The organism is Nonomuraea sp. NPDC048882, assembly GCF_040649755.1.
GTDB lineage: Bacteria > Actinomycetota > Actinomycetes > Streptosporangiales > Streptosporangiaceae > Nonomuraea > Nonomuraea maheshkhaliensis.
In genome coordinates this window covers 220,177-246,156 of sequence record NZ_JBEZGB010000014.1, presented here as the reverse complement: position 1 = coordinate 246,156, position 25,980 = coordinate 220,177, and the positions used below count along the sequence as shown (strand labels likewise).

Here is a 25,980-nt window from a genome sequence, read left to right as displayed (position 1 = left end):
TAACGTATTCGGGGGGCCTTTGGACGCGGTCATACTCGTGGTGGTCGCCGGTCTGTTCGCCGTCGTCTCCGGGGTCAACGACGGTGGTGCGCTCCTCGTGACGGGGCTCAAGCTGCCCACGGTCCGCCCGGCCACCGGCATTCTCACTCTGGTCACGCTGGTGGCGGTGGTCCCGCTCTTCACCCACCAGGTGGCGCTGACGTTCGTGACGCGGCTGGCCTCCTTCGACGAGCCGGGCGGGCGGATCGCGATGACGATCGCGGTGGTCTCGTCGCTCTCCGTGGTGACGGTGCTCAGCGCGAAGGGCCGCCCGACCAGCCTCACCCTGGCCGTCGTGGGCGGCCTCACCGGCGCCGGGCTGGGGTGGGGGCTGCCGGTCTCGCCCGGTTCCGTGGCGCTGGTGCTCGCGTTCGGCGTGGCCGCGCCGTTCGTGGGCGGGCTGGCCGCGTGGATGATCATCCGGCTGCTGGTGAAGACGACGACGGCACGCAGGCTGTGGCGCTGGCACTGGGTCGGGTTCCTGCTGCAGACCGTCGCGTACGCCGCCAACGACGGGCAGAAGATGCTGGCCGTGTTCATGATCGCGGTCGGGTTCACCGGCGCGCCGCTCCCGTACACGGTGCTGGTGGCCGTGCTGTTCGGGCTCGGCACCCTCTACGGCCTGCCCAGGGCGGGCCGCACGCTGGGGCGCGAGATCATCGTCTCCCGGCCTCCGCACGGGGTCGCGGCCGAGCTGGCCGCGGGCGCGGCGGTGATCGGCTGCGCCGTCGCGAGCATGCCGGTGAGCATGACGCAGGCCATCGCCGGCGGTCTCATCGGCGCGGGCGTCTCCCAGGGCGGCGGCCGGGTCCGCTGGTACGCCGCCGTCAAGATCGCCACGGCCTGGGTGCTGACGCTTCCCGCCAGCGGGCTGCTGGGCTGGGCCCTGGCCCTGCTGGTGAAGGGATTCGCTAGCGTGAGACTCTCGTGAAAGGGGCCAGGTGGTGAAGCGGCTGCGGCGGATCAAAGACCTGATGACCGGTCGCATGGACAGTGCGCTCACTGAGGCGCTGCTCGGGCAGCTCGAAGCGACCAAGGAAGGCGCCTGGCTGGCCATGGCCATGATCGGCGGCGAGGTGGGCAGGACGGGCGCGCACGAGCAGATGCGGACGATCGAACATCTCGGCGACGAGGAGCGGAGTCGCCTGATCGACGAGCTCAAGACCGCCCTCGTCACGCCCATCGACCGGGAGGACCTGTTCCGGCTCTCCCGCTCGATCGACGACGTGCTCGACTCGCTGCGCGACTTCGTCCGCGAGTCGCACCTCTACCGGGTGCCCGACCAGATCCGCTTCACCCCGCTGCTCGACCAGGTCATCGTGGGCATCGACGCGCTGGAAAACGCCGTGCGCGACCTCGCCTCCCGCCCGTCCGTGGTGGCCCAGGACGCGCTGGAGGCGAAGAAGGCGGGCGGCGCCATCCGGCGGATGTACCAGTACGAAATCTCGCGGATCTTCTCCGGGGAGATCACGCCCGAGGCGATGAAGGAGCGGGAGCTCGTCCGCCGCCTGGAGATCGTCGGCGTGGCCATCGGCGACGCGGCGGACGCCATCGCCGACGGCGCGATGAAGCGCTGAGCCGAGAAGGACGCCGCTAGCTGGACGCGAACGCGTCGACGCCCGTGAGCTCCGCCGACAGCGCCCACAGGCGGGCGGCCTGGCCGGGGTCGGTCGCGTAGGGGCGCACGCCGGACGGCGCGTCCGGCTCGGTGGTCGGCTCGGCGATGTCGCAGTCCTCGCAGTAGACGCCGCCCATGCCGTCCAGCTGCGGTGACGTCGCCGCCCACACCTGGGTGGCGGCGCCCTGCTCGGGCGTCTTAAGGCTGGCCGGCAGCGCGTTGCCCTCCTCGTCGATCCAGCCCAGCGCGACCATCTCCTCCTTGGGCAGGTGGCGCTGGAGCGGGGTGAGGATGCCGCCCGGGTGCAGGGCGAACGCGCGTACGCCAGAAGCCTGGGCGAGCGCGTCGAGGTGCACGGCGAACAGCACGTTCGCGGTCTTGGCCTGCCCGTACGCCTGCCACTTGTCGTAGCCGCGCTCGAACATGACATCGTCCCAGCGCATGCCGGAGCGGCGGTGGCCGGCGGACGAGACGGCCACCACCCGGCCGCGGCCTCTGGCGATGGCCGGCCAGAGCAGGTTGACCAGCGCGTAGTGGCCGAGGTGGTTGGTGGCGAACTGCGCCTCCCAGCCGGGGCCGACGCGCGTCTCCGGGCAGGCCATGATCGCCGCGTTGCCGATGACGAGGTCGGCGTCGCGGCCGGTGGCCAGGAAACGCTCGGCGAAGCCGCGGACACTGGCGAGGTCGCCGAGGTCCAGCTCGTCCACCTCGACCCCGTCGATGTCGCCGAGCGCCTGCCTGGCGGCCTCGGGGCGCCGGGCGGGCACGACGACGTGGGCGCCGGCGCCGGCGAGCGCGCGCGTGGTCTCCAGGCCGAGGCCGGAGTAGCCGCCGGTGACGATCGCCAGCTTCCCGGACAGGTCGATCCCGCGCAGGACCTCCTCAGCGGTGCTCCTGGCGCCGAACCCGGACCCGATCTTGTGCTGTGGTGTGGTCATGCCTCCACGGTACGAATTGGAGCGCACTCCAGGTCAAACCCCATCCGGACGGTCAAAGGCCCAGCTCGGGAGCCAGCCGGGTGAGCTGGGCGACGGCGTCGGCGAGGTCGGGCCCCTGCGGCGAGAGCGGCTGGAGCAGGACGTGGTCGGCGCCCGCGTCGAGGTGGGCGCGCACGCGCTCGACGACGGCCTCCGTGCCGCCCCAGGCCACGATCGCGTCCACCAGGCGGTCGGAGCCCGCGTCCGCGAGGTCGTCGTCGGTGAAGCCGAGCGTGCGCAGGTTGTTGAGGTAGTTCGGCAGCTTGAGGTACGTGTCCATGTGGGCGCGGGCTGTCGCGCGGGCGCGGGCCGGATCGCTCTCCAGGACGATCGCCTGCTCCGGGATGAGCAGCCGGTCCGTGCCAAGGATCCGGCGGGCCTGCGCGGTGTGCTCGGGCGGCACGAAGTAGGTGTGGGCGCCGTCCGCCCGCTCTCTCGAAAGCTCCAGCATCCGCGGCCGCAGCGCGGCCAGGAGCCGGGGGCAGTCGCCCTTGGGCAGCATGCGCTCGGCCTCGTCCATGGCGTCCAGGTAGGTGCGCATGGCGGTCAGCGGCTTGCCGTAGTCGTGGCCGCGGCGGGAGACCAGCGCGCCGTGGCTGACGCCGACGCCCAGCAGGAACCGGCCGGGGAAGGCGTCGGCCAGCGTCACCGCGCCGCCCGCCATGGCCATGGCGTCCCTGGCCCACAGGTTGGCGATGCCGGTACCGACGGTGACGCGCTCGGTGGCGGCCAGCAGCACGGCGGCGCTCGCGAACGGCTCCTTGCCGGCGTAGCCCTCGTTGACCCAGATCGAGCCGTATCCCAGCGCCTCGATCTCGGCCGCCGCCCGCCGCCCCTCCGCCGCGGGCGCCTGCCCGACCATGGGATGCCACACTCCGACGCGCCCGATCTCCACGACCGCCCCCTTCGCCTGTGCTGTCCGCGTACGTGATCGCGATGGGACCGTACCCAGGAGCCTCGGCCGCGTCCCCGGCGGGGGCGAGAATTGGCGTGATCTCCCTGAACTTGGTCGCCCGCTGCCCCGCTTCGGGGCAGGAAGAGGGCGCTTCGGGGCAGGAAGAGAGAGTGAGCACCACGTCAGGAGCGAGCGGGCGTCCTCGGGTGGGCGTGTCGTCCTGCCTGGTGGGTGAGCTGGTCAGATACAACGGCGGGCACAGCCGCGACCGCTTCCTGACCGACGTCCTGGCCCCGTACGTCGACTGGGTGCCCGTCTGCCCCGAGATGGAGGCGGGTCTCGGCACCCCGCGCGAGACCCTGCGCCAGGAGCTGTCGGGCGAGGGCCCCCGGCTCGTGACGCGGGCGACGCACGAGGACCTGACCGACCGCATGACGGCGCTGGCCGAGCGGCGGGCGGCCGAGCTGGACGTCGACGGATACGTGTTCAAGTCCAAAAGCCCCACCTGCGGCATCCACGGCGTGCCCCTCTACCCCGAGGAGGGGCCGCCGCTCGGCCGGCGCAACCGGGGGCTGTTCGCCGGGATCGTCATGGAACATCACCCGCTGCTCCCGGTCGAGGACGAGGGCCGCCTGCGTGACGCGCTGCTGCGGGAGAGCTTCGTCGAGCGTGTCTTCGCGCATGCCCGGCTGCGCGCGCTGCTCGAAGGCGACTGGCGGCCGCGTGACCTGGTCGCCTTCCACGCCCGGCACAAGATGCAGGTGCTCGCGCACGATCCCCAGCTCTACCGGGAGGCGGGCCGCGTGGTCGCGCGGGCGGGGTCGCTGCCGCGCGAGGAGGTGGGCGCCCGTTACGCCGAGGTGTTCCAGCGCGCGCTCGCTACCAAGGCCACCCCGGGCAGGAACGTCAACGTGCTGCAGCACTGTCTCGGCATGCTCGCGCTCGATCCGGTCCGGCGGGCCGACCTGGTGGAGGTGATCGACTCCTACCAGGCGGGCCTGGTGCCGCTGAGCGTGCCCACGACGCTGCTGCTCCATCACGCGCGGGGGGAGGCGGCGGCGTACGTACGCGACCAGACATACTTCTCCCCCTACCCCGACGACCTGCGGCTGCGTAACCACGTCCCCGCCCGGGGATAACGTTCACCCTGTGAACGCGCTCAACGACCGGCTCGCCGCGCGGGTGGTGTGCCTCGACCGCGACGGCAGGGTGCTGCTGATGCACTGGTACGACGAGGTCGACCAGGTGGACGTCTGGGAGCCGCCCGGCGGCGGGGTCGAGGCGGGTGAGACGCCGCTGGAGGCCGCCCGGCGGGAGCTGGAGGAGGAGACCGGGCTGCCGGGCTCGGCCGTGCTGGACGATCGCTGCGTCGAGGTCGGGCGGGACTTCCGCTGGCTGGGCGTGCGGTACGTCAAGCGCGAGCCGTTCTACCTGGCCAGGTTCGCCGAGGCCCGCCCGGAGGTGCGTCCAGGGCGCCTGACCGAGGAGGAACTGGGCGCCTTCCGCGGCCATCTGTGGGCCGCGGAACTGCCCGGGGACGTGCAGCCGCCGGAGCTGGCGGCGGTCGTGGCGGAACTCGTGGGCGAGCGACGGTAAGGCGCTCAGGACCGCTCGCTCTCCCGTCGCCCCGTCAGCGCATGCCGGCCCTCGCTCTCCCGTCGCCCGTCAGCGCACGCCGGCCCTCGCTCTCCCGTCGCCCCGTCAGCGCATGCCGGCCCGCCCGGCCCCTCCGCTCTGGTGGCCCAGTTCTTCGAGCGTGGTGGCCATCAGGTCGCGCAGCAGCGCCCCCGACACCTTCTCGTGCTCCTCCTCCACCGGCAGCCCCTTGCCGATCCGGTCGCGGTAGACCTCGCGCGCGTGCGCGTCCACGTAGGGCAGCGCGGTCATCGCGACGACCACGGTGACCCTGGTGCCGCCGCGGGGCAGGACGGCCACGGCGTGGGTGCGCAGGCAGGTCTCCTCGGGGGAGCCGTACCAGCCGCACTTGACCGCCGCCTTGGGCGAGCGCAGCGCGTCGCGGGCGCCGAACGTCTGCTCGTCGCCCACGTCACCCATCCAGCCGAGCACGGTCCCGGCCACCGGGTCGCCCGCCGCGGCGGCCTGGGCGAGCACCGCGTAGGCGGTGGCCACCTCCTCGGCCGCGACCTCGACCGAGCCGAATCTGGACTGGTCGCCGTTCGGCGGCGTCCAGGCCACGCCGGTGCGTTCGCGCAGGTCGTCGAGGATGACGCGGGGGCCGACGGAGAGCCACAGGTTGAGCGTGTCGGCGTTGGAGGAGACGACGACGGCGGGCTCGGCGTGGCGGCGCCACCGCTCGGCGTCGGGGATGTGGGCGGCGCTCATCCAGGCGTAGAGCGGCTTGAGCAAGGAGGCGCAGCGCAGCCGGGTCAGGCCCGACCTGGCGTTGACGGTGCGGGCGGGCGGCCCGCCGTAGCCGCGTCTGATGCCCGCCGCCTGGACGCTGGCGCTGTGGTCGAGGTCACGGAACAGATCGTTGTAGCCCACGCACCCACCGTAGCCCTACGGGGCGTGTCCCCAGCGCCGTTCGTACCACTCGGGGCTCGGCGGTTCGCCCGGCAGGCCGGTCGTGCCCGGCGCGCGCAGGCCGTCGAGGGCGACGGCGAGCAGGCGCTGCTCGGCCTGGTCGTGCTCGGGGGCGGGCGGGCCGGGGGCGGGGCGGCTGAACTGCTCGATCAGCAGGGCGATGTCGAGCCGGGTCACGTCGTTCCTGAGCACCCCGGCCTCGTGCGCCCTGGCCACGAGCCGGGCGGCGGCCTCGCCTGCGGTGCGGGCGACGCGCCACATCTCGTCGGTGACCTCGATGGTGCCGGCGACCGGCGCCAGCGCGCCCGACTTGTCGGCCACGCTGCCGCGTACGTAGAGTGCCAGCCCCTCCCACGGGTCGGCGTGGGTCAGCCCCGCCTCGGCGCGCTCCAGGCTGCGTTCCATGGCGATCAGGCACAGGCGCTGGAGCAGCTCCTCCTTGGTGCGGTAGCGGCGATAGAGGCTGCCCATGCCGACGCCCGCCTTCCTGGCGATGGCCGACACGGGGGCGTCGAAGCCCTGCGTGGTGAACACCTCGTGCGCCGCCCGCAGCAGGGCCAGATCGTTGCGTGCGGCCTCGGCCTGCCTGCCGCGTGTGCTCATGACGTACAGGATATTGCGGAGCGCAGCGCTCCGTTAAGCTAGTCGGAGCGATTTGCTCCGATAAGAGATGAGGTACGACATGCGCGCGGTGGTCCTTCGGCGGTACGGCGGGGCGGAGACGCTGGTGGTGGAGGAGATGCCCGACCCCGTTCCCGGGGCCGGGCAGGTGCTGGTGGAGGTGGAGGTGGCGGGCATCACGTTCGTGGAGACGCAGCTGCGCGCCGACCGGGGGCCGCGCCGCGTCGAGCTGCCGGCCGTGCTCGGCAACGGTGTCGCCGGTACGGTACGCGCGACCGGCGACGGCGTGGACCCCTCCGTCGTGGGCACGCGCGTGGTCAGCACGCTGGGCGGCCTCGGCGGCTACGCGGAGCTGGCCGTGGCCCAGGCCGGCGACCTCATCCCGATCCCCGGGGACCTGTCGCCCGAGGTCGCGGTGGCGCTGCTCGCGGACGGGCGCACCGCTTTGGGGCTGGTCGGCGCCGCCGCGCCGGCGCCCGGCGAGTGGGTGCTGGTCGAGGCGGCCGGCGGCGGTGTGGGCAGCCTGCTCGTGCAGCTCGCCCGGCGGGCGGGGGCCCATGTGGTCGGCGCGGCGGGCAGCGCGGCCAAACGCGAACTGGCCGCGTCACTCGGCGCCGAGCTGACCGTGGACTACACCGGCCCCGGCTGGACCCGGATCGTCCGGGAGGCGACCGGCGGCCTGGACGTCGTCTTCGACGGGGTCGGCGGCGAGATCGGCGCCGCGGCTCAGGGGCTGCTCAAGGACGGGGGCCGGCTGAGCGTGTACGGGATGGCGGGCGGGGCCATGACCACCCCCGATCCCCGGGTGACCGCCGTGTCCTGGCCCGCCACGGATCTGCGCGAGCTGGCCAGGCGGGCGCTGGAACTGGCCTCCGCCGGGCAACTGCGGCCCGTCATCGGGGCCACGTACCCGCTGGAGTCGGCCGCGCAGGCGCACGCCGCCATCGAGGCCCGCACGATCACCGGCAAGAGCCTGCTCAGACCGGCACGGCAGCCTTAGCAGGCGCTTGACCAGGCTCGGCTCAGGCCAGCGCTGCCGCGAACCGGGCTCGTAGCTCGGACAGGCGCTTGACGGGCTCGGCGCTGAAGACCAGGCGCACGTACCGGCGGGCGACCTCCTCCCCCCACGCCGTCATCGGAGTGGCGGCCACGCGCCCGCGTTCGAGCAGGCGGGCCGAGAGCACGTCCGCCGTCAGCCCCATGGCCTCGGCGTCCACCAGGCACGACCAGCCGCCGCCCGCCCGTACCAGCGGCAGGTCGGCGAGCTGGGCGACCACCGTCTCGTGGCGGGCCTGGTATTCGGCCACCGCCTCCGCGACGCCCGACGGCTCCCTGAGCGCGGCGGCGGCGCCGATCTGGTGGAACCCGCTGGCCACGGTCGTGTTGTAGATGGTCGCCACCATGATCCGGGACATGATGTCGGCCGGGCCCGCCACCCAGCCGATCCGCCAGCCGATCATGCGGTATTCCTTCGACACCGACCCGATGATGATCGTGCGCTCACCCAGGCCCTCCACGCGGCACGGGTTGATCCGCGGATGGCCGTCGAAGACGATGCGTTCCATGGCCGCGTCGTAGATCAGGTAGGCGCCGGTGCGCTCGCAGGCCCGCGCCACCGCCGTCCAGTCCTCCTCGTCGAGGACCACGCCCGACGGCATCGACGGGCTCATCAGTAGCAGCGCGGCGGCCGAGCGCACCTCGCCGAGCGCGTCGCGGTCCAGCCGCCAGTGGCCGCCCTCCACGCGCAGGGGGACCAGGTGGGGGCGGGCGCCCGCCAGGCGTACGCGCTGGAGCAGGCCCGCGTAGGTGGGGTCGGTGAGGACCACCTGGTCGCCGGGCTCGGTGGTGGCCAGCAGCACGGGCATGACCGCCGAGGTGCCGCCCGAGGTGATGGCGATCTGGCGTACCGGGTCGTAGTCGAGCCCGGTGCGCAGGCGCAGGTCCGCCGCCACCGCCTCGCACAGCTCGGGCAGGCCGGTGAACGGCAGCCAACTGTTGCCCGTCCCCTCCGCCAGGGACCGGGTCGTCGCCGCCACGGCCGCCGGCGGGGGCGGGACGTCGGTGTCGAGGTTCTCCATCCGCAGCACGTCGGGGTCGGCTCCGGCCGCAGCGGCGACCTTGTCGATGTCGAACGGCTGAACCTGCGCGAATCGGGAGTTGGGCCGCATCACAGCACCTCCGTCGAAGGGCGTTCCGTATATGGAACGGTCTCTCAGCCACGAACCCCTGTCAAGCGCCCCGAGGGGAAGTGGAGACAGGCGAGCGGGCGTCCGGTGGGCTCGGCGGATGGCAGCATGGGCGACATGAGGGGGCGTATGGGGCGGGCGGCTGCGGTGTGCGCCGTGCTCGGTGTGCTGTGGTGGGCCTCCGTGCGGCTGGCCTGGACCGGCGTCGGCTGCGAGGAATGGGGCTGCCTGCCGCCGGCCCTCGGCCTCGTCGTGGCGATCAGCCTGGCCCTGCTCGCCGGGTTCGCCCTGGCGCTGGAGCGGGTGGGCGTGCGACCGGGGCGGCGGGTGGCGCTGGTGGCCGCGGGCGTGCTGGTGGTGCTGCGACTGGCCGGCGAGTCACTGCCCTCGTGGACGTCACCACTCGCGGACCTGGCCGCGGCAGCAGCGGCGTTCGCGGGAGCGGGTGCGCTGGCGGCGTTCATGACGGAGCCCGGGGTGGCGCGATGGTGGAAGGTGGTGGCCGCGCTCGGGCTGGCGGCACTGCTGCCGGTCGCGCTGGCCGCCTCCCTGGCCCGCTACGGCCTGTGAGCTCAGCGCTGGCCGCCTCCCTGGCGCGCTACGGCCTGTGAGGTCACGCCGGCCGCCGCCCTAGCATCGCTACGGTCTCTGGAGACGCCACCGCTTCGCCCCGACGGCGGGGCCCTCACGCGCGCCCTCGCCCCGGCAACGAGCACACACGACCGGCAGGACCGCAGGTTGCGCGCGGGCCCAGCCATCACGCTCCGCTGAGGACAGGCAGACCGCGCGACGGCCGTCCGCGTCTCACGACAGGTGGGCCGCGCGACGGTCGTCCGCCTCCGCATCGGCGTCGCGGCCCAGGGCGCGTAGGGCGACCGCGCGGTTGGCGTACAGGTCGGCCTGGGGTTGTCGTTCGATGGCGCGCGTGAGGTCGGACACCGCCCCCTCCACGTCGCCCATCGCGTACCTCAGCACCCCCCGGTTCCCCCAGGCCGCAGGCAGCTCGGGGGCCAGGGCCACGGCGCGGTCGAGTGCCGTCCGCGCCTCGGCGTGGCGGCCCGCCGCGGTCTCCAGCTGGCCCAGCACCGTGAGCAGGTGCGGGCTGTCGGGGGCCAGCGCCAGCCCGGACTCGACGTCGCGCGCGGCCTCCTCGTCCAGGCCCGCCCCGGCCAGCAGCCCGGCCCGGTTGATGTAGGCGTCCACGGCGTCGGGGTCGAGCTCGATCACCCGTCCGAGGTCGGCCAGCGCCCCCTCGACGTCGCCCCGTACGGTACGCAGCTCCGCCCGGTTGTAGTACGCCTCGGGCAGCGGCGGCCCGGCGGCGATGGCCCGTTCGAAGTCCGACAGCGCGTCGTCGTGGCGTCCGAGCTTGAACAGCAGATTGCCGCGTTCCAGATAGTGGTCGGGAAAGCCGGGATCGATCGCGATGGCCGCCCCGTAGTCCTCCAGGGCCTCCTTGGTGTGCCCGAGCCCGGCCAGCAGCTGCGCCCGGTTGGCCAGCAGCACCATCCGGTGCAGCGGATGGCGCTCCCCCAGCTCGCGCGCCAGCTCGATGGCCGACTCCACCAGCTCAAGCGCGGCGTCCAGCCGGCCCTGCCGCAGCTCGACCAGGGCCAGGCCGTTGCGGTCGAAGCCGAGCTTGAAGGCCCGCTCGGCCGGGTCGGGTAACAGGGTGGAGATGGCGATGGCCAGGTTGACCCAGGACCTGGCCCGGCCCAGGTCGCGGCGGGCGGGGTCGGGGTGGCGGGCGTCGAGCATGCCGGTCCCGTACGCCGCCGCGGCGTGCATCGCCGGATCCTGGCTGCTCAGGCGCACCCGGTCCCAGACCGCCCGCGCCTCGGAGGTACGGCCGAGCCCGCCGAGCGCGGTCGCCGTGCGCTGGGCGAAGCGCCACCAGCGGGCGCCGCCCGGCTCGGTCCGCGCCATGCCCCGCTCCCCCAACTCGGCCGCGGCGTGCAGGAAGCCCTCCCGCGTGCAGCGGTCGACGAGCGTCCAGAGCTCGTCGGCGTCGCGGGTGTCAGGCGGGGGCTCGGGGCCGCCGGAGTACACCGTGATCGACAACGTCGTGGGCGGGATGCGCCGCATCATGACCTCGACCAGCTCGGTGTCGGTCGGGTCGGCCGCGTCGCCGTTGCACACGGCCAGCGCCGCACCCGGGGACACGGCGTCGCGTACGTACTCGGCCAGGCCGTTGGCCAGCCGCAGCGTCCGGCGCGGAGCGGGCACGAGGATGCGCTCGTCCTCGGAGAGCCCGGCCTCGATCGTGCCACGTCCGGCCCGGACGAGTCCGGCCAGTTCGGGCGCGGCGGCGAGGATCTCGATGTCGTGGGCCGCCACGAGAGCGGGTGAGCGACGCAAAGTGTCAGGTACCAGGGCCGGCAGCAGCGCCGCGGCCACGGTGTAGGGGCCGCGCGGCCGCCGGTGTGCGTCGATCATCGGCGTGATCAGCCGCGCGACCCCGGGTCGGGCAGGCGGTGAGCCCTGAACCCTGAGGTGGGACCTCTCCTCGATCACCCCTTGTGAATGACGCTGGAGGTCCCTGCCAGCCTCGCGGTTCCAGGCTTGCGGACGACGATGCGCTTCATGACATGCCTCTCCACTTGGGGGTAATTACCTATTATTGAGTCACCCCACCGGATATCAAGGTTTATTCCGATTAAGTGGGAGGCTAATGGATAAAAAGCACTTGCCTTTTGAATGGTATATCTAACCTATTTGGAGCGAAACCACCGGCGCAATCGTGTGGTATGAGGTGCCGAATCCTCCATCAGGTCGCACAGGCACCGGCCGAGCAGGGTGACCGACTGGCAACACCCGGGCCCGTGTCCCCCCTTCGCCCGGACGATGAACGTCGCCCGCTCGATCAGCCGCTCCAGGCTCGGCTCGGCGCCTCCCTTCAGCGAGCGCGTCTGCCAGGGACACGACCTGACGTCCCGGCAGGCGCTCTTCGCCAGGTACGTGGCCGCGCCGCCCTGCAACCCCAGCGGATCCTCCCGTCTGGCCCGCCTCCCGTCCAGTGCCCTGGCGGCCCGGCCCGCCACCTTCAGCAGATCACGGCGGCCGAGCTCTTTTCTCGTACGTCCGGTCCTGGCCGGCAGCGCCAGCAGCGTCGCCCCCGCCATCAGCACGCCGCCCGCCACCATGCCCCAGCCGATCTCCTCGTGGAACCAGACCACCGCGATCACGGCCACCCAGACCGGCTGCGAGGACATGAGGATCTGGCTCGGCACCGCGGGCACGTGCGCCTGAGCGTAGGAACGGGCCAGGAACCCCAGCGCGCACGCCACCACGGACAGGTGCGCCAGGATCAGCCAGTCGGACACACTCCCCGGCACGGAGATCCCGTCGCGCACGGCGGCGCCCCCGGTGAGCCCGCCGATGGTGAAGAGCTGGATCACGGTCAGCGCGTACGCGGGAAAGCCGGACGGACGCCTGGACAGACGGGCCAGCATGAGCGTGTGGCCGGCGTACAGGGCGGCGGCGGTGAGCGTGACGCCCAGCGCGAGCACCGACACCTTGTGCCCCTCGACCCCGCGCAGCAGCGTGAAGACGGTCATACCGGTCAGCGCGAGCAGCACCCCGCCCCAGATCCGCCGCCGCACCGGCTCCCTGAACAGCAGCAGCGACAGGATCGGCGTCACGATCACGGTGCAGCCGACGGCGAACCCCGACACCGCCGAGGGCAGGTGGTCCAGCGCGAGCGCCTGACCGACCTGTCCCACCCCGAACATCACCCCGAGCGTGATCCCGTGGATCCACGTCTCCCGCGACAGCCCCCGCAGGCTCTTCGGCCGGAACAGGAACAACGTCGTCGCCGCGATCAGATAACGCTCGGCGAGCAGATCCTCCACAGGTAACCGGGGAATGAGATCTTTCATCAGCGGAAAGGCCGACCCCCAAGCGGCGCTGACGAACAACAGAAGCACGGCTCCCAGAAGGGGGCGGGGAGCGGGTACGCCTGCCATGAGAAAAGCATGGCACTACTATTCGCAGCCGTAGATGTACAGGGAGCAGCCGGTGAGGCTTAGCTACACCTGGGTGGTAAGACCCTCACCCGGAGGCTCGGACATCCTTATCCCGGGGATCCGAAAAGCGCCAAATCGTCCGGCGGAATCGATCTCCGGCCACGAGGAGGAAAATCAAGATCGGCGGAAAGGTCACGCCGGGAGCCCCGGGAAACGGTCACCGGGAAGGACGAGAGGGGGCGGCCCCAGGAGGAGGGGGACGGGGCCGTGCGGTGGTTCAGCGGTCGAGTACGGCCGGCGGGATCAGGTGTTTCTCCCCGTAGACGACGACCAGGTCACCGACCCGTTCGCGGGAGAGTTCGCGCCATCCCTGGCGCGCGTACAGCGCCAGCGCGGCCTCCTGGTTGAGCGTCGTGTCACCTCTGACGCGGTGGAACCCGAGCTCGACCGCACGCCGCTCCAGCGCGACCAGCATGGCCGTGCCGAAACCACGGCCCTGGAACTCGGGGTGCACCCGTAAGCGGCACACCTCGGCGGTGCCGGTGTCGACGGGTCTCAGCCCGCCCATGGACACCACCCGCGAGCCCGCTTCCCCGACCAGGAAGTCCCCGCCGCAGGCCAGGTAGATCTCCTGGATGCGGGGGAAGTCGTCGTCGTAGTAGACGCCGTCGCCGGGGACCAGGCCCACCTCCGCCAGGCAGATCCGGTGGAGGGCGAGGATGGTGTCGAGATCGGACCAGCGATAGCGCCTGATCGTGAGCTTCATTTATCAGCGCCCTTCAGATTGGGCTTCGGCCGCCGCCTGATCAGCGCCTTGAGCCCCTCCAGCCCGGGAGCGTTGGGATCGGCCTCCATGATGGCCTGTTCGAGCCGCAGCGCGGGCCGCACGATGAAGTCGGTGAGATAGTCGTCGGTGATCAGGCTGAGCGCGTTGGTGGCGACGGTCACCGCCTCCCCGACGTCACCGTCGAGCAGCCGGCAGTGGGCCTGGTCGAGCCTGATCAGCGTCTGGTCGAGGATGTGGTTGTCGTATTTGCCCAGCGCCTGGTCGAGCACCACCTCGGCCTCGATCGTCTGGCCGAGCTTGGTCAGCACGTCGCCCTGGTAGAAGTAGAGCTGCCGCTCGGTGTAGCCGAACGCCATGTCCTCCTTGTCGTCGGGCTTCATGTGGGAGAAGGCGTTTCTGGCCCGGGCCAGCGCGCGCTTGGCCTGGTCGACGATCTCCTTCTTGCTCTCGCCTCCCGACAGCATGGCCAGCGCCCTGGCCTCGACGACCGGAGCCATGGCCTGCGCCGGGCACGGCATGGAGCCGGCCATGTCGCGGCTCTTCTTGGCCAGGGTGAGCGCCTCGCGGGCGTCGCCGAAGTAGAGGGGGACGAGCGACTCGCGGGCCGTGATCCACGCCCGCAGCGCGCGGTCGCCGGTCTCGTCGGCCGCGGTACGCCCGGTGCGGAAGAACGAGCGGGCCAGCCGGTGGTCACCCAGGTTGATCATGATCATGCCGCTCAGCCCGGACAGCTGCGCGGCCATCCGGCACAGGCGCTCTTGCAGGTCGATGGGCTGGCGGCGGGACATGGCGGCGCGTACGGCGCTCAGTTCGAGCAGCACGTCGCACAGCAGCCGCAGCGGGGCCGTCGTCGTGTACTGGCGGCCGAAGCTGACCGTCGACTCCTCCCACTGGTCGAGCATCGCGGCGGACACGGTGGAGGACACCAGTGTCTCGTCCAGCCTGCGTTTGATGCCCTCGCACGCGCCCAGCACCGGCCCGTCGAGCTGCATGGAGGCGTTGCCGTCGGTGTTGAGCAGCGTTAACAACGTGCGGCGCAGGACGTTCTCGTCCTCCTCCGCGGCGGGGTCGCTCTCCGCGGGCTGCATGAGCAGCTCGCGCTCGGGAGGCGGCGCCGGGCGCTCCTTGATCTCGGCCGTCACGAGCCCCGGCATCCGGTGCCCGTGGCCGCAGATGCACGGGGCGTCGTAGCCGAGCGCGACCGGCTCGACCCGGTAGACGGTGCACAGGTAGTGGAGGTATTCGGGGCCGGGGCGTTTCAGCCCGCTCTCGTACGCCGACAGCAGCGTCTCGCCGATGCCCGGCTGGGGCTTGGAGTCACGCTCGAACAGGGCGCGCACCTGCTCGATGACGTCGGCCAGCGCGATCCCGTAGGACAGGCGGTGCGCCTTGATCCTCGTGGTGCCGAACGGGCCCGTGCACGCTTCGTGGATCTCTTCCGCTATCTGGGCGGACGTGCGCCCGACGGCCAGGCCCTTGGCCCTGATCCGCCGGGCGATCTCCGTCTCCCGGTGCTGTCTGCCGGACATCCCGGCCCCTCTCCCGCATGTCTCGACCGGTCCGCAACTGGTGACTTAGCGTAGCCCTCAGATTGCTGTGCGCCTACCCATGACTATGAAGCAATGCCGGATGGATGGGAAACGCCCGCAACCAGCCTACGGTTAAGGATCGTCCTCCCCGGGACTGTTTCTTACAACCCATGAGTGAGAAGCCACTCCCCGTGAGCGGAACGGGCCGTTGCGCGAGCCCTTGACTTGAGCCATCTTTGGCCCACCAGCAAAGATTCCTGAGGGAGGAACGAACGGTGGGGGACGACAACTTCGAGCTCTTGGAGCGCCTCGTGGCCGAACTCGGCGCTCGCGGGTTGCTCGCACGAGTGGTCCAGACCCAGAGCGGTCGCAGGTTCGTCCGGGTCATCAACCCGCAGGCGACCAGCCTGTCCGAGAACGTCACCTGTCGGCCGGCGTCCTCCGATCTGCCGGACTGGTGGTACTGCTGGTCCTGGGGCGAGCGGATGCACACCGCCGACGACCCGGCCGGCGCCGCGACGAAGGTCGCACGCGTGCTCGCCGCCGTGGGGGAGTGATGACCGCGGTGATCCGGGTGGAGCGCAGCCACCACGGCTCACCGCGACCCACGGCGGCTCCTGGGGGCCGGCGGAGTGGCCGGTGCGGAGGGTCTCCCTTTCGCGGGGCCCTGGTCACTCCGCCGGTTCCGGCCCGGCCGCGCACGAAGCGCCTGGCGTACACGAAGCACCTGGCGTTCCCGCCGCACATGGCGGGCACGCCGCACCTTACGTACGCGCGCCGCGCGCGCGTACGCGACAAGCCACCCTCCCGGTACGCCGGGCGGGTGTTCGGGGGATCCCTCCCGGAACCGGCACGGGACATGCTTCCGGGTGTGTGTCCCGGTCCGAGCCGTCCGTCATCGGAGCGCCGGCTCTCTCCCTCCGCGGCCCAGAGAACCGGCGTCCCCGTCTTCCCCGGCGTGATGTGACGACGGGCGGTTCGGTCGGCTGGATAATGGATCGAATCGGTCCAAAGAGCCGACCGAACCGCTTCCGGAGGGGGATCCACCATAGTGTTACTGCTGGTGACAGCGGAGCCACCGACAGCTTCTCCGTCGGTGATGCCCAACATCGACCAGATGGCCTCACAGATGTCCGCCCTGTGTGAAGGCGACACCGTACTTTGCTCTACCCTGGTCAAGATGTTCGGCGACGCGCCTTGGGCGCCACTGGTCTCCAGTGCGATCACCATCGTGCTCATCCTCGTGCTGGCCTTCATCATCAGGAAGTTCGCGCACCGGGTCATCACGAGAGTGGTCAACAGAGCGGCGACCGGCGGGTCGATCACGAGCCGGTTCCGCAGGGGCGCGGCGACCGACGGGATCGACGCGCTGCTGCACGAGCGCCGCAAGCAGCGGGCCGAGACGATGGGGTCGGTGCTCAAGCACGTCGCCTCGATCGTCGTCCTCGGCACGGCGGTGCTGACCGTGCTCGATCGGCTGACGATCCCGATCGCGCCGCTGCTGACCAGCGTCGGCATTCTGGGCGTGGCCATCGGCTTCGGCGCCCAAGAGCTGGTCAAGGACTTCATCGCCGGCATGTTCATGCTCCTCGAAGACCAGTACGGCGTGGGCGACGTGATCGACGCGGGCGCCGCGATCGGCACGGTCGAGGCGGTCACCCTGCGCGTCACGAGGTTGCGCGACTCCGACGGCCGCGTCTGGTACGTGCGCAACGGCACGATCACCCGGGTGGGCAACGAGTCACAGGGCTGGTCACGGGCCTACATGGACATCCCGGTGGCCTACGACGCCGACGTCGTCGGGGTGCGGGTGCTGCTCGAGCAGGTGGCCGAGGAGATCTGGGCCGACCCCGAGCTGCGCGAGTCGAAGATGGTGGAGCCGCCGCAGGTGTTCGGCGTCGAGCAGCTCTCCGACAGCTCGCTGGTCTTCCGCATCTCCACCAAGACGCTGCCGTCGGCGCAGGCGGAGGTGGCGAGGGAGTTGCGGCTCCGGGTCAAGACGGCGCTCGACACCGCGGGCATCCCCATGGTCGCCAGCGCCTAAGCTAGGAATCGTGACAGAGACCTCCTTCTATGACGCCGTCGGAGGCGAGGAGACATTTCGCCGCCTCGTGCACCGCTTCTACGAAGGGGTCGCGGACGACCCGCTACTGCGGCCGCTCTACCCGGAGCCCGATCTGACGGGCGCCGAAGAGCGGCTGCGGGGCTTCCTCATCCAATACTGGGGCGGTCCCAAGGACTACAGCGAGCAGCGCGGCCACCCCAGGCTGCGCATGCGCCACATGCCGTTCGTGATCGGCGAGCCCGAGCGTGACGCGTGGCTGCGCCACATGCGCGACGCGGTCGACTCGCTCGATCTGCCGGAGGAGCAGCAGACCCGGCTGTGGGACTATCTGGTCTACGCGGCCCACAGTCTGGTGAACTCCCCCACATAACGGGGCATGAGACGCCACATGGAGATCCCCTGGTGGCGTGACGCAGTCGTCTACGAGATCTATGTCCGCAGTTTCGCCGACGCCTCGGGCGACGGCGTCGGCGATCTGGCCGGGGTGCGCGAGCGCCTGCCCTACCTGCGGCGGCTGGGCGTGGACGCGATCTGGCTGACCCCGTTCTATCCCTCGCCGATGGCCGACGGCGGCTACGACGTGGCCGACTACCGCGGGGTCGACCCGCTCTTCGGCTCGCTCGCCGACTTCGAGGCGCTGGTCGCCGACGCGCACGAGCACGGGCTGCGGGTGCTGGTGGACGTGGTGCCCAACCACAGCTCCTCCGCGCACCCGTGGTTCCAGGCCGCGCTGCGGGGCGAGGGGCGTGAGCGTTACATCTTCCGCGACACCACCAACAACTGGCAGTCGACCTTCGGCGGCCCGGCCTGGACCCGGGTGGCGGACGGGCAGTACTACCTGCACCTGTTCGCGCCGGAGCAGCCGGACTTCAACTGGCGCAACCCCGAGGTGCACGCGGAGTTCCTCGACGTGCTGCGGTTCTGGCTGGAGCGGGGGGTCGACGGGTTCCGCATCGACGTGGCGATGGGCCTGTACAAGGCCGAGGGGCTGCCGAACGTGGGCGACCAGTCCTTCATCTCGGTCTCTCCGGTGTGGGGGCAGCCCGAGGTGCACGGCGTCTACCGCGACTGGCGCCGGCTGCTGGACTCCTATCCGGGCGAGCGGATGGCGGTGGGCGAGGTGTGGACCGACCGCCTCGAGGACCTGGCCCGGTACGTGCGCCCCGACGAACTGCACCAGAGCTTCAACTTCGCCTGGTTGCAGGCGCCGTGGTCGGCGCAGGCGTTCAGGAAGGTGATCGAGGAGACCCTGTCCACGGTGCCGTTCGCCACCTGGGTGCTGTCCAACCACGACGTCGTACGCCACCGCACCCGCTACGAGGGCGCCGAGCCCGGCACGGGCCTGGCGCGGGCCAGGGCGGCGCTGCTGGCGACGCTGGCCCTGCCCGGCTCCGCCTACCTCTACCAGGGCGAGGAGCTGGGGCTGCCCGAGGTGAGCGACCTGCCGGACGAGGCCAGGCAGGACCCGGTCTTCTTCCAGTCGAAGGGCGAGCTGCCGGGGCGCGACGGGTGCCGGGTGCCGATCCCGTGGACGGTCGATCCGCCTTCGCACGGGTTCTCCTCGGGCGGGGCCGAGCCGTGGCTGCCGCAGCCGGAGTCGTTCGCGGAGCTGAGCGTGGAGAAGCAGGAGGGGGTGGCGGACTCGACGCTGGAGTTCTACCGCCGGGCCCTGGCCTGCCGGCGTGAGCTGGCGGGAGAGATTCCTTACTCCTTGGAGTGGCTGGAGTCTCCTGAGGGAGTGCTTTTCTTCACCAGGGGGCCGCTGGTCTGCGCGATCAACTGCGGCGGGCATGCCGTACGCCTGCCCGGCCACGACGAGGTGCTGCTGTCGAGCGGGCCGCTCAGGAGCGGGCTGCTGCCGCCCGACACGGCCGTCTGGCTACGCCGCGCGGCCTCGTGAAGCACATGGGCTTGGAGCGGTCACGAACGCTTCGAGCGCTCGCCGCGTAACGGGATGACGGGCAGGGAGACCAGGGCGGCGACGGCGCCGGCGGCGAAGCCGGCCCAGTAGCCGGTGCTCAGGATGAGCGCGCCCGCCAGCGGCGTCACGGCCAGGGAGACGGTGTTCTGCACGGTGTTGTGGGTGCCGAGCACCTTGCCCGCCCAGCCGGGGCCGGCCAGCTCGCCCGCCGAGAGGTAGGCGAGCCCATTGCCGGCCACGGTCGTCACCGAGGCCACCGCGATCATCGCGGGCCCGAGCGCGGCGCCGGTGTAGGTGCCGGCGACGAGCAGCGCGAGCACGGCCAGGCACCAGAGGGTGAGCAGCAGGAGGGGTCGCATGCGCAGGCCGGTCCGGTCGGACCAGCGCCCGACCGCGACGCGCACCACGGCCCCGCCGATGGCCGCCACGCCGAACAGCCGCCCGGCCGCCACCGCGTCCCAGCCGTACAGCCTGACCAGGCAGTCCACGCCGTACGTGCTGACCACGACCTGGGGCACCACGTGCAGGGCGCTGGTGGCGTGCACGCGCCAGAGCGCGGGCTGCCGGTACGGCGAGCGCTCCCGCTCCGCGCCGCCCGCGCCGAGCTGGTGCGGCGGCTCGGCCAGGAACAGCGCGGCCAGCACGGCCGCCACCAGGCTCGCGCCCGAGCAGAGCAGCAACACCCCGGGCAGCCCGTACGCCTGCGCCATGGGCGGGAGCGCGAAGGCGCCGACGGCCATGCCGAGGGTGAAGGAGACCTGGCGCACGCCCATGGCCAGGCCGCGTTCCGGCGGGCGGAACCAGCGCAGCACGATGCGCCCGCCACCCACCATCGCGGCCGAGCCCGCCGCCCCGGCCAGCGCCAGCAGGCCGATGACCGCCCAGGTGTCCTCGACCACGGCGACTGCGGCGAAGATGACCGCCGCGAGCCCGACGCCGGCGCCCAGGACCAGCCGCTCGCCGTACCGGTCGGCCAGGGCACCCCAGGCAACGAGGGTGCACAGGATCCCCAAAGCCGGGGCGTTCCCTATCAGCCCGCCCACCGGAAGAGAGACGTTGAAATGTCGCAAAATTTCGGGCATGACCAAGGGCAGGCCGAACAGACCTAAGGTGACACTGGCATGGGCGTTGACGCCCAGCGCCAGCATCAGCCAGCGTCTCATTCCGCGAAGCGTTTGAGGTAGGCCAGTTCGCTCTCGGTGAGCCTGCGGGGCGCCGCCCGGTCGACGTCGTAGGCGGCCAGGACGGACATGGCGGTGACGTAGACCGCCTCGTCGTCGAGGATCTCGTAGCGCAGGGTGAAGCGTACCGACCTGATCTCCGTCACCCAGGTCTCCACCCGCACGGGCTGGGCGCGAAAGCCCAGCGGGCGGCGGTAGTCGATCTCGTGGCGGGTCACGACCAGGCCCTTGAACGGCTCGTCCCCCGCGTTGTACGGATCGATGTGGAACATGCCGAACCGGGCGTCCTCCAGGTAGTCGAGGAAGCGCACGTTGTTGACGTGCCCCTGGGAGTCGACGTCGCCGAATCTCACCGTGCGGGGATAGATGTGCCGTTCGGCAGGAGTGCGTTCAACCACGTCCGCAACCGTACCCGTCCCGGTCAGGTGGCCTTGCGCCGGGCCAGGCAGGCCAGCACGGTCAAGACGGAGATCGTGGCCATGGTGCCCAGCGCCCATTGGTAACCGGTCACGAGTTGTCCGACGGCCTCGCCCGAGAGCTGGGCGAGCGTGCCGGCGAAGACGCTCTGGTGCAGCGCGGCGGGCAGCGGGGCAGTGATGATCGACAGCACCAGGCCGGTGCCGACGACGTTGCCGGTGTTCTGCACCATGAGGCGCATGGCGTTGACGATGCCGAGCCGGTTGGAGGGCAGTCCGTCGAGGATGGCGGTGGTGTTGGAGGGCAGGAACACGCCGGAGCCGAGCCCGATGAGCACGAGCCCGGCCGCCACGGCCGGATACGGCGTGTCGGCCGACATCACGGCGAGCATCACCGTCAGCCCGCACGTGGTGGTGGCGGCCCCGGCCACCGCCAGGGTGCGCGCGCTCAGCAGGCGCTGCAGGAAGCCGGAGGCCACCGAGGCGATCATGGCCGCCACGGCCAGCGGCAGCACCTTCAGCCCGGCCTGGACGGGATCGTCGCCGCGCACGGCCTGAAAGTAGAGCGCGACCAGGAAGACCATGCCCATCCTGGCGACGGCGTTGAGGAACGAGGCGAGCGTGCCGAAGGCGAAGGCCCGTTCCCTGAACAGTCCCATGTCCACGACGGGATGCGCGGCCCGCCGTTCCCGCAGCACGAACAGCGGCAGCCCCACGACGAAGGCCGCCAGCCCGCCCAGCACCACCGGGTGCTGCCAGCCGAGCCGGGTGAACTCCGACAGCGCCAGCAGCAGCCCGCCCAGGGTGAGCAGGACGAGCGCGCTGCCCGGCGCGTCCAGCCCGCTCTCGCGCCGGCCGGGAGCAGGACGGCGCAGCACGAACGCTCCCCACACCAGGCAGATCACCCCGATCGGCACGTTGAACCAGAACACCCAGCGCCAGCCCAGGCTCTCGGCCAGCACGCCGCCCAGCGTCGGCCCGATCAGCCCGGCGATGGAGAACGAGGCCACGTAGACGCCCATCCCCTCCCCCAGCCGCTCGCGCGGGAAGGCGTCGCTGACCAGGGCGGCGCTGTTGGTGAGCAACATGGCGGCCCCGGCCGCCTGGAGCACCCGCAGGGCCACGATCACCCAGGCGTTCGGAGCCAGGCCGGCCAGCAGCGCGGCCGCGGTGTAGGTGGCCAGGCCCAGGAGGTACATCCGGCGCCGGCCGAACAGATCGGCCAGCCGCCCGAACACCACCATGAGGACCGTTGTGGTCAACTGATAGCCGAGAAGGATCCAGCCCGCGGCCGTGGCGCCGGCTCCGGTGTTCCTGGCGATCTCCGGGAGCGCGACGTTGATCGCGCTGCCGCCGAGACCGGTCAGCACGCTGGCCATGCTCACGACCGACAACGTGCGCCAGGCGTAGCCGAGGGAGGAGGTCGTACTCGTCGCCGCCAAGGGCCTGTCCTTTCTAGATTTTGATACTAGAATCCAATTCGCATCGTCAGCCGGTCAAGGATCGAGGTGTCGGATGAGCGGGATCGTCGAGGGCCGCGTGGTGATCGTCACGGGTGCGGCCAGAGGCATCGGACGAGGTCACGCGCTGGAGTTCGCCAGACAGGGCGCGAAGGTGGTGGTCAACGACCTGGGCGCGGAGGTCGACGGCACCGGCTCCTCGGGGGCCGCGGCCGAGGTCGTGGCGGAGATCGAGGCCATGGGCGGCGAAGCGATCGTCAACGGCGAGGACGTCTCCGACTTCGACGGCGCGGAACGCCTGGTGCGCTCCGCCATCGACCACTTCGGCACCCTGGACGTGCTGGTCAACAACGCGGGCATCCTGCGCGACCGGATGCTCGTCAACATGACCGCCGACGAGTGGGACGCCGTGATCAGGGTGCATCTGCGTGGCACGTTCGCGCCGCTGCGCCATGCCGCCGCCTACTGGCGATCCAAGGCCAAGGCGGGCGAGCGGGTGGATGCGCGGATCATCAACACCACCTCGTCCTCCGGCATCTACGGTAACCCCGGACAGGGCAACTACGGCGCGGCCAAAGCGGGCATCGCGGGCCTGACGGTGATCGCGGCCAGGGAGCTGGAGCGCTACGGCGTGACCGTCAACGCGGTCGCCCCCGCCGCGCTCACCCGGATGACGGAGAACCTGATGCCGAAGGGCGCCAGCGTCGCCGCCGACCCCGACGACATCGCGCCGGTGGTCGTCTGGCTGTCCAGCGCGGAGGCGCGGGCGATCACCGGGCGGGTGTTCAACGTACGGGCGGGCGTGATCAGCGTGGCGGAGGGCTGGCACGCGGGGCCCGGCGTGGACAAGGGCTCGCGCTGGGATCCGGCCGAGCTGGGCTCGGTCATCCCGGCCCTGGTCGAGAAGGCCGCGCCCAACGCGCTGACCAACGGCAGCATCCCCGGACACCCCGAACATCTCGGACAGGAGGACTGACATGGCGCTCGACCACACCCTCGTCGGCGTCGAGAGCCCGCCGCACGAGCGCACCTGGACCGCGAAGGACGCCATGCTGTACGCGCTCGGCGTCGGAGCGGGCACCGGCGAGCTGGCGTTCACCACCGAGAAGAACCAGCGGGTGCTGCCCACGTTCGCCGTGCTCGTGGCGCAGGCCCTGGGGCGGCGGCTGGGCGACTACGACCCGGCCATGCTGGTCCACGCCGAGCAGGCGTTCGAGCTGCACAGGGAGCTGCCGGCGGCCGGCGGCGTGCGCACCACCTCGAAGGTGACCGGCATCTACGACAAGGGCTCGGGTGCGCTGGTGACCCTGGAGGCCAGGGCGGTCGACCTGGACACAGGTGAGCTGGTCGTCGCCTCGCGCAGTTCGGTGTTCATCAGGGGTGAGGGCGGCTTCGGCGGCGACCGGGGGCCGAAGGACACCTGGGCCGCGCCGGACCGGGCGCCCGATCACAAGGTGACCTACTCGACCCTGCCTGAGCAGGCGCTGATCTACCGCCTGTCGGGCGACTACAACCCGCTGCACAGCGATCCCGAGTTCGCCGCGCGGGCCGGGTTCGACCGGCCGATCCTGCATGGTCTGTGCACGTACGGGGTCACGGGGCGGGCGTTGCTGCACGCGGTGGCGGGGTCGGATCCCGGGCGGTTCAAGGCGATGTCGGGGCGGTTCTCCAGCCCGGTCTTCCCTGGTGAGTCGCTCACGGTGTCGATCTGGGCGGACGGCGGGGACGTGCTGTTCAGGACCGCCAAGGACGACGGGACCGTGGTGATCGACCGAGGCCGGGCGACGATCGCCTGACCCTGACCCGGCCTTCACCTGGGCCGGCCTTCACCTGGGCCGGCCTTCGGCTGGGCCGGCCTTCGGCTGGGTCAGCTTTCGGCTGGGTCAGCTTTCGGCTGGGTCAGCTTTCGTCGAGTGATCTGAGGGGGTCGAGGCGGTGGATCAGCGTCACCGCCGCCTCGATGACCTCCTGCGCCTCCTGCTCGCTGTCGGAGGTGGCGACCTCGCGGGCGGCCTCGCCGATGATGCTGGTCAGCACGGCCACGGTGAACCGGTCGAGCGGGTCGCCCCCGGCCCCCAGCAGGACCGCGTTCTGGCGTACCCACTCCCTGCCCCTGGTGCGGCGGATCAGCTCGAAGCCGGGCGGCCCGTCGCCGTCGATGAAGAGCCGAGCCAGGTCGCGCCGCTCCCACGCCCCCGCCAGGTAGGCCCGCGCGCCCGCGATCAGCAGCTCGACGGGGTCGGAGACGCCTTCCTTGCGCGCCTTGGCGACGCTGGCGGCCGACGCCTGCTCGTGGGCGGCCTGGTGGTCCTCGTACAGGGCGAGGAAGAGCTCGGTCTTGCCGCCGAAGTGGTGGTAGAGGCTGCCGACGCTGGAGCCTGCGCGGGCGACCACCTCGGAGACGTTGGAGTCGGCGAAGCCGTGCTCGCTGAAGACCTCGCGAGCCGCCTGCAGCATGCTTTTGCGGGTCTGGGCCGTCCGGCTCCACTCCCACGAGGACTTGCGTGCCATGCCCGTCATCTTACCGCCAGGAATTCTAGAATCAGATTCTTGACATCCCCTCACGACGGCTAGAACCTTTCCTAGAGAACGATTCTAGAAAGTGCCCCAGGAGGCGGTTGTGGACTTCTCGCTCACCCCCGAGGAACGACAGATCCGCGACACGGTCAGGTCCTTCATCGAGAAGGAGGTCATGCCGCTGGAGCCCGAGGTGCTGCGCAACGAGCGCGAGGGCCGCCCGGGGCTGGCGCCCGACGTGCTGCGCGACCTGCGGGCCAAGGCCAGGAAGTCCGGGTTCTGGGGCATCAACACCCCCGAGGAGTACGGCGGCGCCGCGCTCGGCCCGATCATGTCGGCCATCATCGCCATGGAGACCGGGCGTACGTTCGTGCCGTTCACGTTCGGCGGCAGCGCGGACAACATCCTCTACGCCGGCACCGACGAGCAGAAACAGCGCTACCTGATCCCCACGATCGAGGGCGAGCGCCGTTCCTGCTTCGCCATCACCGAGCCGGGCGCCGGCTCCGACGCCCGCAACATCCGCACCCGTGCCACCCGCGACGGCGGCGAGTGGATCATCAACGGCGAGAAGACGTTCATCACCGGGGGCAGCGAGGCCGACTTCGTCATGGTGTTCGCCGTGACCGAGCCGTACGGCGTCACCTGCTTCCTGGTCGACCGCGACATGGGCTGGACCTCCGACCCGATCCCGACCATGGGCCAGTGGGGCCCGGCCTCGCTCGTGTTCGAGGACGTCCGGGTGCCGGAGGAGAACATCCTCGGCGAGCTGGGCAAGGGCTTCGAGCTGGCCATGCAGTGGATCGGACAGGGCCGCTACATGATCCCCGCGCGCGCCATCGGCGCGGCCGAGCGCATGCTGGGCATGGCCATCGAGTACGCCAAGATCCGCAAGTCCATGGGTCAGACGATCTCCAACTACCAGGCCATCCAGTGGATGATCGCCGACTCCCAGGTGGAGATCGAGTCGGCGAAGTGGCTGACGTTGTACGCGGCCTGGCGGGTGCGCGAGGGCATGGACGCCCGGCACGCCTCCTCCATCGCCAAGCTCAACGGCGCCGTCATGGCCAACCAGGTCGTGGACCGGGTGCTGCAGATCCACGGCGGCATGGGCTACACCAAGGAGCTGCCGATCGAGCGGTGGTATCGCGAGCTGCGCCTGCTGCGCATCTTCGAGGGCACCGACGAGATCCAGCGGCGTACGATCGCCCGCAACCTGATCAAGGGGCACGCGCGGCTGGGCCTGATCGGGGAGTGAA

26 protein-coding genes are annotated in these 25,980 nt (G+C 71.4%); 13 read left to right on the top strand and 13 right to left on the bottom strand.

All coding sequences use genetic code 11. The features are described 5' to 3' along the window. Positions 1-19: 19 nt before the first annotated feature. Entirely contained in the window at positions 20-970 is a 951-nt protein-coding gene (locus tag AB0C27_RS40935) for an inorganic phosphate transporter (RefSeq protein WP_357856247.1), read from the top strand. A gap of 13 nt (positions 971-983) precedes the next feature. Further along, a complete protein-coding gene (locus tag AB0C27_RS40930) occupies positions 984-1,616 on the top strand; it encodes a DUF47 family protein (protein WP_357856244.1) in 633 nt (210 codons plus the stop codon). Positions 1,617-1,632: 16 nt separating this feature from the next. On the opposite strand, the gene AB0C27_RS40925 is transcribed toward AB0C27_RS40930, so the two are convergent. Together AB0C27_RS40925 and AB0C27_RS40920 are read right to left on the bottom strand one after the other, a co-directional pair. After that, entirely contained in the window at positions 1,633-2,595 is a 963-nt protein-coding gene (locus AB0C27_RS40925) for an SDR family NAD(P)-dependent oxidoreductase (RefSeq protein WP_357856241.1), read from the bottom strand. A 52-nt stretch (positions 2,596-2,647) separates the two neighbouring features. Then, a complete protein-coding gene (locus AB0C27_RS40920; RefSeq protein ID WP_357856238.1) occupies positions 2,648-3,529 on the bottom strand; it encodes a TIGR03620 family F420-dependent LLM class oxidoreductase in 882 nt (293 codons plus the stop codon). Between the two features lie 170 nt (positions 3,530-3,699). On the opposite strand from AB0C27_RS40920, the gene AB0C27_RS40915 reads away from it, so the two are divergent. Both AB0C27_RS40915 and AB0C27_RS40910 read left to right on the top strand, forming a co-directional pair. Further along, entirely contained in the window at positions 3,700-4,668 is a 969-nt protein-coding gene (locus AB0C27_RS40915; protein ID WP_357856235.1) for a DUF523 and DUF1722 domain-containing protein, read from the top strand. A 10-nt stretch (positions 4,669-4,678) separates the two neighbouring features. Beyond that, positions 4,679-5,125, top strand: a complete 447-nt coding sequence (locus AB0C27_RS40910; protein ID WP_357856232.1) for an NUDIX domain-containing protein — start codon at positions 4,679-4,681, stop codon at positions 5,123-5,125. 105 nt (positions 5,126-5,230) lie between these two features. Here AB0C27_RS40910 and AB0C27_RS40905 read toward each other — a convergent pair whose 3' ends face one another. Further along, complete coding sequence (locus AB0C27_RS40905) at positions 5,231-6,034, bottom strand: hypothetical protein (RefSeq protein WP_357856230.1); 804 nt, start codon at positions 6,032-6,034, stop codon at positions 5,231-5,233. A gap of 15 nt (positions 6,035-6,049) precedes the next feature. After that, entirely contained in the window at positions 6,050-6,676 is a 627-nt protein-coding gene (locus AB0C27_RS40900) for a helix-turn-helix domain-containing protein (RefSeq protein ID WP_357856228.1), read from the bottom strand. Between the two features lie 79 nt (positions 6,677-6,755). Here AB0C27_RS40900 and AB0C27_RS40895 point away from each other — a divergent pair, with 79 nt between their 5' ends. Then, the gene (locus AB0C27_RS40895) at positions 6,756-7,694 is read left to right on the top strand and encodes a zinc-binding dehydrogenase (protein ID WP_357856226.1); all 939 of its coding nucleotides are present in this window, start codon (positions 6,756-6,758) and stop codon (positions 7,692-7,694) included. Between the two features lie 22 nt (positions 7,695-7,716). Here the strand turns inward: AB0C27_RS40895 and AB0C27_RS40890 are convergent, their stop codons facing one another. Then, the gene (locus AB0C27_RS40890; RefSeq protein ID WP_357856223.1) at positions 7,717-8,862 is read right to left on the bottom strand and encodes a pyridoxal phosphate-dependent aminotransferase; all 1,146 of its coding nucleotides are present in this window, start codon (positions 8,860-8,862) and stop codon (positions 7,717-7,719) included. 135 nt (positions 8,863-8,997) lie between these two features. On the opposite strand from AB0C27_RS40890, the gene AB0C27_RS40885 reads away from it, so the two are divergent. Continuing rightward, entirely contained in the window at positions 8,998-9,450 is a 453-nt protein-coding gene (locus AB0C27_RS40885) for a hypothetical protein (protein ID WP_357856221.1), read from the top strand. A 234-nt stretch (positions 9,451-9,684) separates the two neighbouring features. Here the strand turns inward: AB0C27_RS40885 and AB0C27_RS40880 are convergent, their stop codons facing one another. The 4 genes from AB0C27_RS40880 to AB0C27_RS40865 all read right to left on the bottom strand — a co-directional run bounded on the left by AB0C27_RS40880 (position 9,685) and on the right by AB0C27_RS40865 (position 15,161). Further along, entirely contained in the window at positions 9,685-11,316 is a 1,632-nt protein-coding gene (locus tag AB0C27_RS40880) for a tetratricopeptide repeat protein (protein WP_357856218.1), read from the bottom strand. Between the two features lie 275 nt (positions 11,317-11,591). Further along, positions 11,592-12,845 carry a DMT family transporter gene (locus AB0C27_RS40875; RefSeq protein ID WP_357856215.1) on the bottom strand — a complete coding sequence of 418 codons (1,254 nt, stop codon included), beginning with the start codon at positions 12,843-12,845 and terminating at the stop codon, positions 11,592-11,594. 277 nt (positions 12,846-13,122) lie between these two features. Beyond that, a complete protein-coding gene (locus AB0C27_RS40870; RefSeq protein ID WP_346108146.1) occupies positions 13,123-13,611 on the bottom strand; it encodes a GNAT family N-acetyltransferase in 489 nt (162 codons plus the stop codon). Beyond that, positions 13,608-15,161, bottom strand: a complete 1,554-nt coding sequence (locus tag AB0C27_RS40865; RefSeq protein WP_357856212.1) for an XRE family transcriptional regulator — start codon at positions 15,159-15,161, stop codon at positions 13,608-13,610. The genes AB0C27_RS40870 and AB0C27_RS40865 overlap by 4 nt, the downstream gene beginning before the upstream one ends. Positions 15,162-15,436: 275 nt before the next feature. Between AB0C27_RS40865 and AB0C27_RS40860 the strand changes: the two genes are divergently transcribed. From AB0C27_RS40860 to AB0C27_RS40845, 4 genes are all read left to right on the top strand, one after another. Next, a complete protein-coding gene (locus tag AB0C27_RS40860; RefSeq protein WP_106238446.1) occupies positions 15,437-15,718 on the top strand; it encodes a hypothetical protein in 282 nt (93 codons plus the stop codon). Positions 15,719-16,341: 623 nt separating this feature from the next. Next, a complete protein-coding gene (locus AB0C27_RS40855) occupies positions 16,342-17,205 on the top strand; it encodes a mechanosensitive ion channel family protein (protein ID WP_357856209.1) in 864 nt (287 codons plus the stop codon). Between the two features lie 10 nt (positions 17,206-17,215). Beyond that, positions 17,216-17,596 (top strand): globin, encoded by a 381-nt coding sequence (locus AB0C27_RS40850; protein WP_106238450.1) that lies wholly within the window; start codon positions 17,216-17,218, stop codon positions 17,594-17,596. An 18-nt stretch (positions 17,597-17,614) separates the two neighbouring features. Then, positions 17,615-19,126 (top strand): glycoside hydrolase family 13 protein, encoded by a 1,512-nt coding sequence (locus tag AB0C27_RS40845; protein WP_357856381.1) that lies wholly within the window; start codon positions 17,615-17,617, stop codon positions 19,124-19,126. 20 nt (positions 19,127-19,146) lie between these two features. Here AB0C27_RS40845 and AB0C27_RS40840 read toward each other — a convergent pair whose 3' ends face one another. The 3 genes from AB0C27_RS40840 to AB0C27_RS40830 are packed head-to-tail and all read right to left on the bottom strand — an operon-like array spanning position 19,147 to position 22,186. Next, a complete protein-coding gene (locus tag AB0C27_RS40840) occupies positions 19,147-20,310 on the bottom strand; it encodes an MFS transporter (protein ID WP_357856205.1) in 1,164 nt (387 codons plus the stop codon). Then, entirely contained in the window at positions 20,307-20,726 is a 420-nt protein-coding gene (locus tag AB0C27_RS40835) for a thioesterase family protein (protein ID WP_357856202.1), read from the bottom strand. Before AB0C27_RS40835 ends, AB0C27_RS40840 begins: the two co-directional genes overlap by 4 nt. A 23-nt stretch (positions 20,727-20,749) precedes the next feature. Further along, positions 20,750-22,186 carry an MFS transporter gene (locus AB0C27_RS40830; RefSeq protein WP_357856199.1) on the bottom strand — a complete coding sequence of 479 codons (1,437 nt, stop codon included), beginning with the start codon at positions 22,184-22,186 and terminating at the stop codon, positions 20,750-20,752. 73 nt (positions 22,187-22,259) lie between these two features. Between AB0C27_RS40830 and AB0C27_RS40825 the strand changes: the two genes are divergently transcribed. Beyond that, positions 22,260-23,180, top strand: a complete 921-nt coding sequence (locus AB0C27_RS40825) for an SDR family oxidoreductase (protein ID WP_357856197.1) — start codon at positions 22,260-22,262, stop codon at positions 23,178-23,180. 1 nt (position 23,181) lies between these two features. After that, positions 23,182-24,000 (top strand): MaoC/PaaZ C-terminal domain-containing protein, encoded by an 819-nt coding sequence (locus AB0C27_RS40820; RefSeq protein WP_357856194.1) that lies wholly within the window; start codon positions 23,182-23,184, stop codon positions 23,998-24,000. Positions 24,001-24,103: 103 nt separating this feature from the next. Here the strand turns inward: AB0C27_RS40820 and AB0C27_RS40815 are convergent, their stop codons facing one another. After that, positions 24,104-24,715, bottom strand: a complete 612-nt coding sequence (locus tag AB0C27_RS40815) for a TetR/AcrR family transcriptional regulator (RefSeq protein WP_346108130.1) — start codon at positions 24,713-24,715, stop codon at positions 24,104-24,106. A 109-nt stretch (positions 24,716-24,824) separates the two neighbouring features. Between AB0C27_RS40815 and AB0C27_RS40810 the strand changes: the two genes are divergently transcribed. Then, positions 24,825-25,979 carry an acyl-CoA dehydrogenase family protein gene (locus AB0C27_RS40810; protein ID WP_346108129.1) on the top strand — a complete coding sequence of 385 codons (1,155 nt, stop codon included), beginning with the start codon at positions 24,825-24,827 and terminating at the stop codon, positions 25,977-25,979. Position 25,980 lies beyond the last annotated feature (1 nt).

Bases quoted from the DNA above. Each gene is read 5' to 3' on its own strand.
- AB0C27_RS40925 (WP_357856241.1), bottom strand. From the start codon at position 2,595: ATGACCACACCACAGCACAAGATCGGGTCCGGGTTCGGCGCCAGGAGC.
- AB0C27_RS40900 (WP_357856228.1), bottom strand. From the start codon at position 6,676: ATGAGCACACGCGGCAGGCAGGCCGAGGCCGCACGCAACGATCTGGCC.
- AB0C27_RS40895 (WP_357856226.1), top strand. From the start codon at position 6,756: ATGCGCGCGGTGGTCCTTCGGCGGTACGGCGGGGCGGAGACGCTGGTG.
- AB0C27_RS40890 (WP_357856223.1), bottom strand. From the start codon at position 8,862: ATGCGGCCCAACTCCCGATTCGCGCAGGTTCAGCCGTTCGACATCGAC.
- AB0C27_RS40885 (WP_357856221.1), top strand. From the start codon at position 8,998: ATGAGGGGGCGTATGGGGCGGGCGGCTGCGGTGTGCGCCGTGCTCGGT.
- AB0C27_RS40880 (WP_357856218.1), bottom strand. From the start codon at position 11,316: ATGATCGACGCACACCGGCGGCCGCGCGGCCCCTACACCGTGGCCGCG.
- AB0C27_RS40875 (WP_357856215.1), bottom strand. From the start codon at position 12,845: ATGGCAGGCGTACCCGCTCCCCGCCCCCTTCTGGGAGCCGTGCTTCTG.
- AB0C27_RS40870 (WP_346108146.1), bottom strand. From the start codon at position 13,611: ATGAAGCTCACGATCAGGCGCTATCGCTGGTCCGATCTCGACACCATC.
- AB0C27_RS40865 (WP_357856212.1), bottom strand. From the start codon at position 15,161: ATGTCCGGCAGACAGCACCGGGAGACGGAGATCGCCCGGCGGATCAGG.
- AB0C27_RS40855 (WP_357856209.1), top strand. From the start codon at position 16,342: ATGTTCGGCGACGCGCCTTGGGCGCCACTGGTCTCCAGTGCGATCACC.
- AB0C27_RS40845 (WP_357856381.1), top strand. From the start codon at position 17,615: ATGGAGATCCCCTGGTGGCGTGACGCAGTCGTCTACGAGATCTATGTC.
- AB0C27_RS40840 (WP_357856205.1), bottom strand. From the start codon at position 20,310: ATGAGACGCTGGCTGATGCTGGCGCTGGGCGTCAACGCCCATGCCAGT.
- AB0C27_RS40825 (WP_357856197.1), top strand. From the start codon at position 22,260: ATGAGCGGGATCGTCGAGGGCCGCGTGGTGATCGTCACGGGTGCGGCC.
- AB0C27_RS40820 (WP_357856194.1), top strand. From the start codon at position 23,182: ATGGCGCTCGACCACACCCTCGTCGGCGTCGAGAGCCCGCCGCACGAG.
- AB0C27_RS40815 (WP_346108130.1), bottom strand. From the start codon at position 24,715: ATGGCACGCAAGTCCTCGTGGGAGTGGAGCCGGACGGCCCAGACCCGC.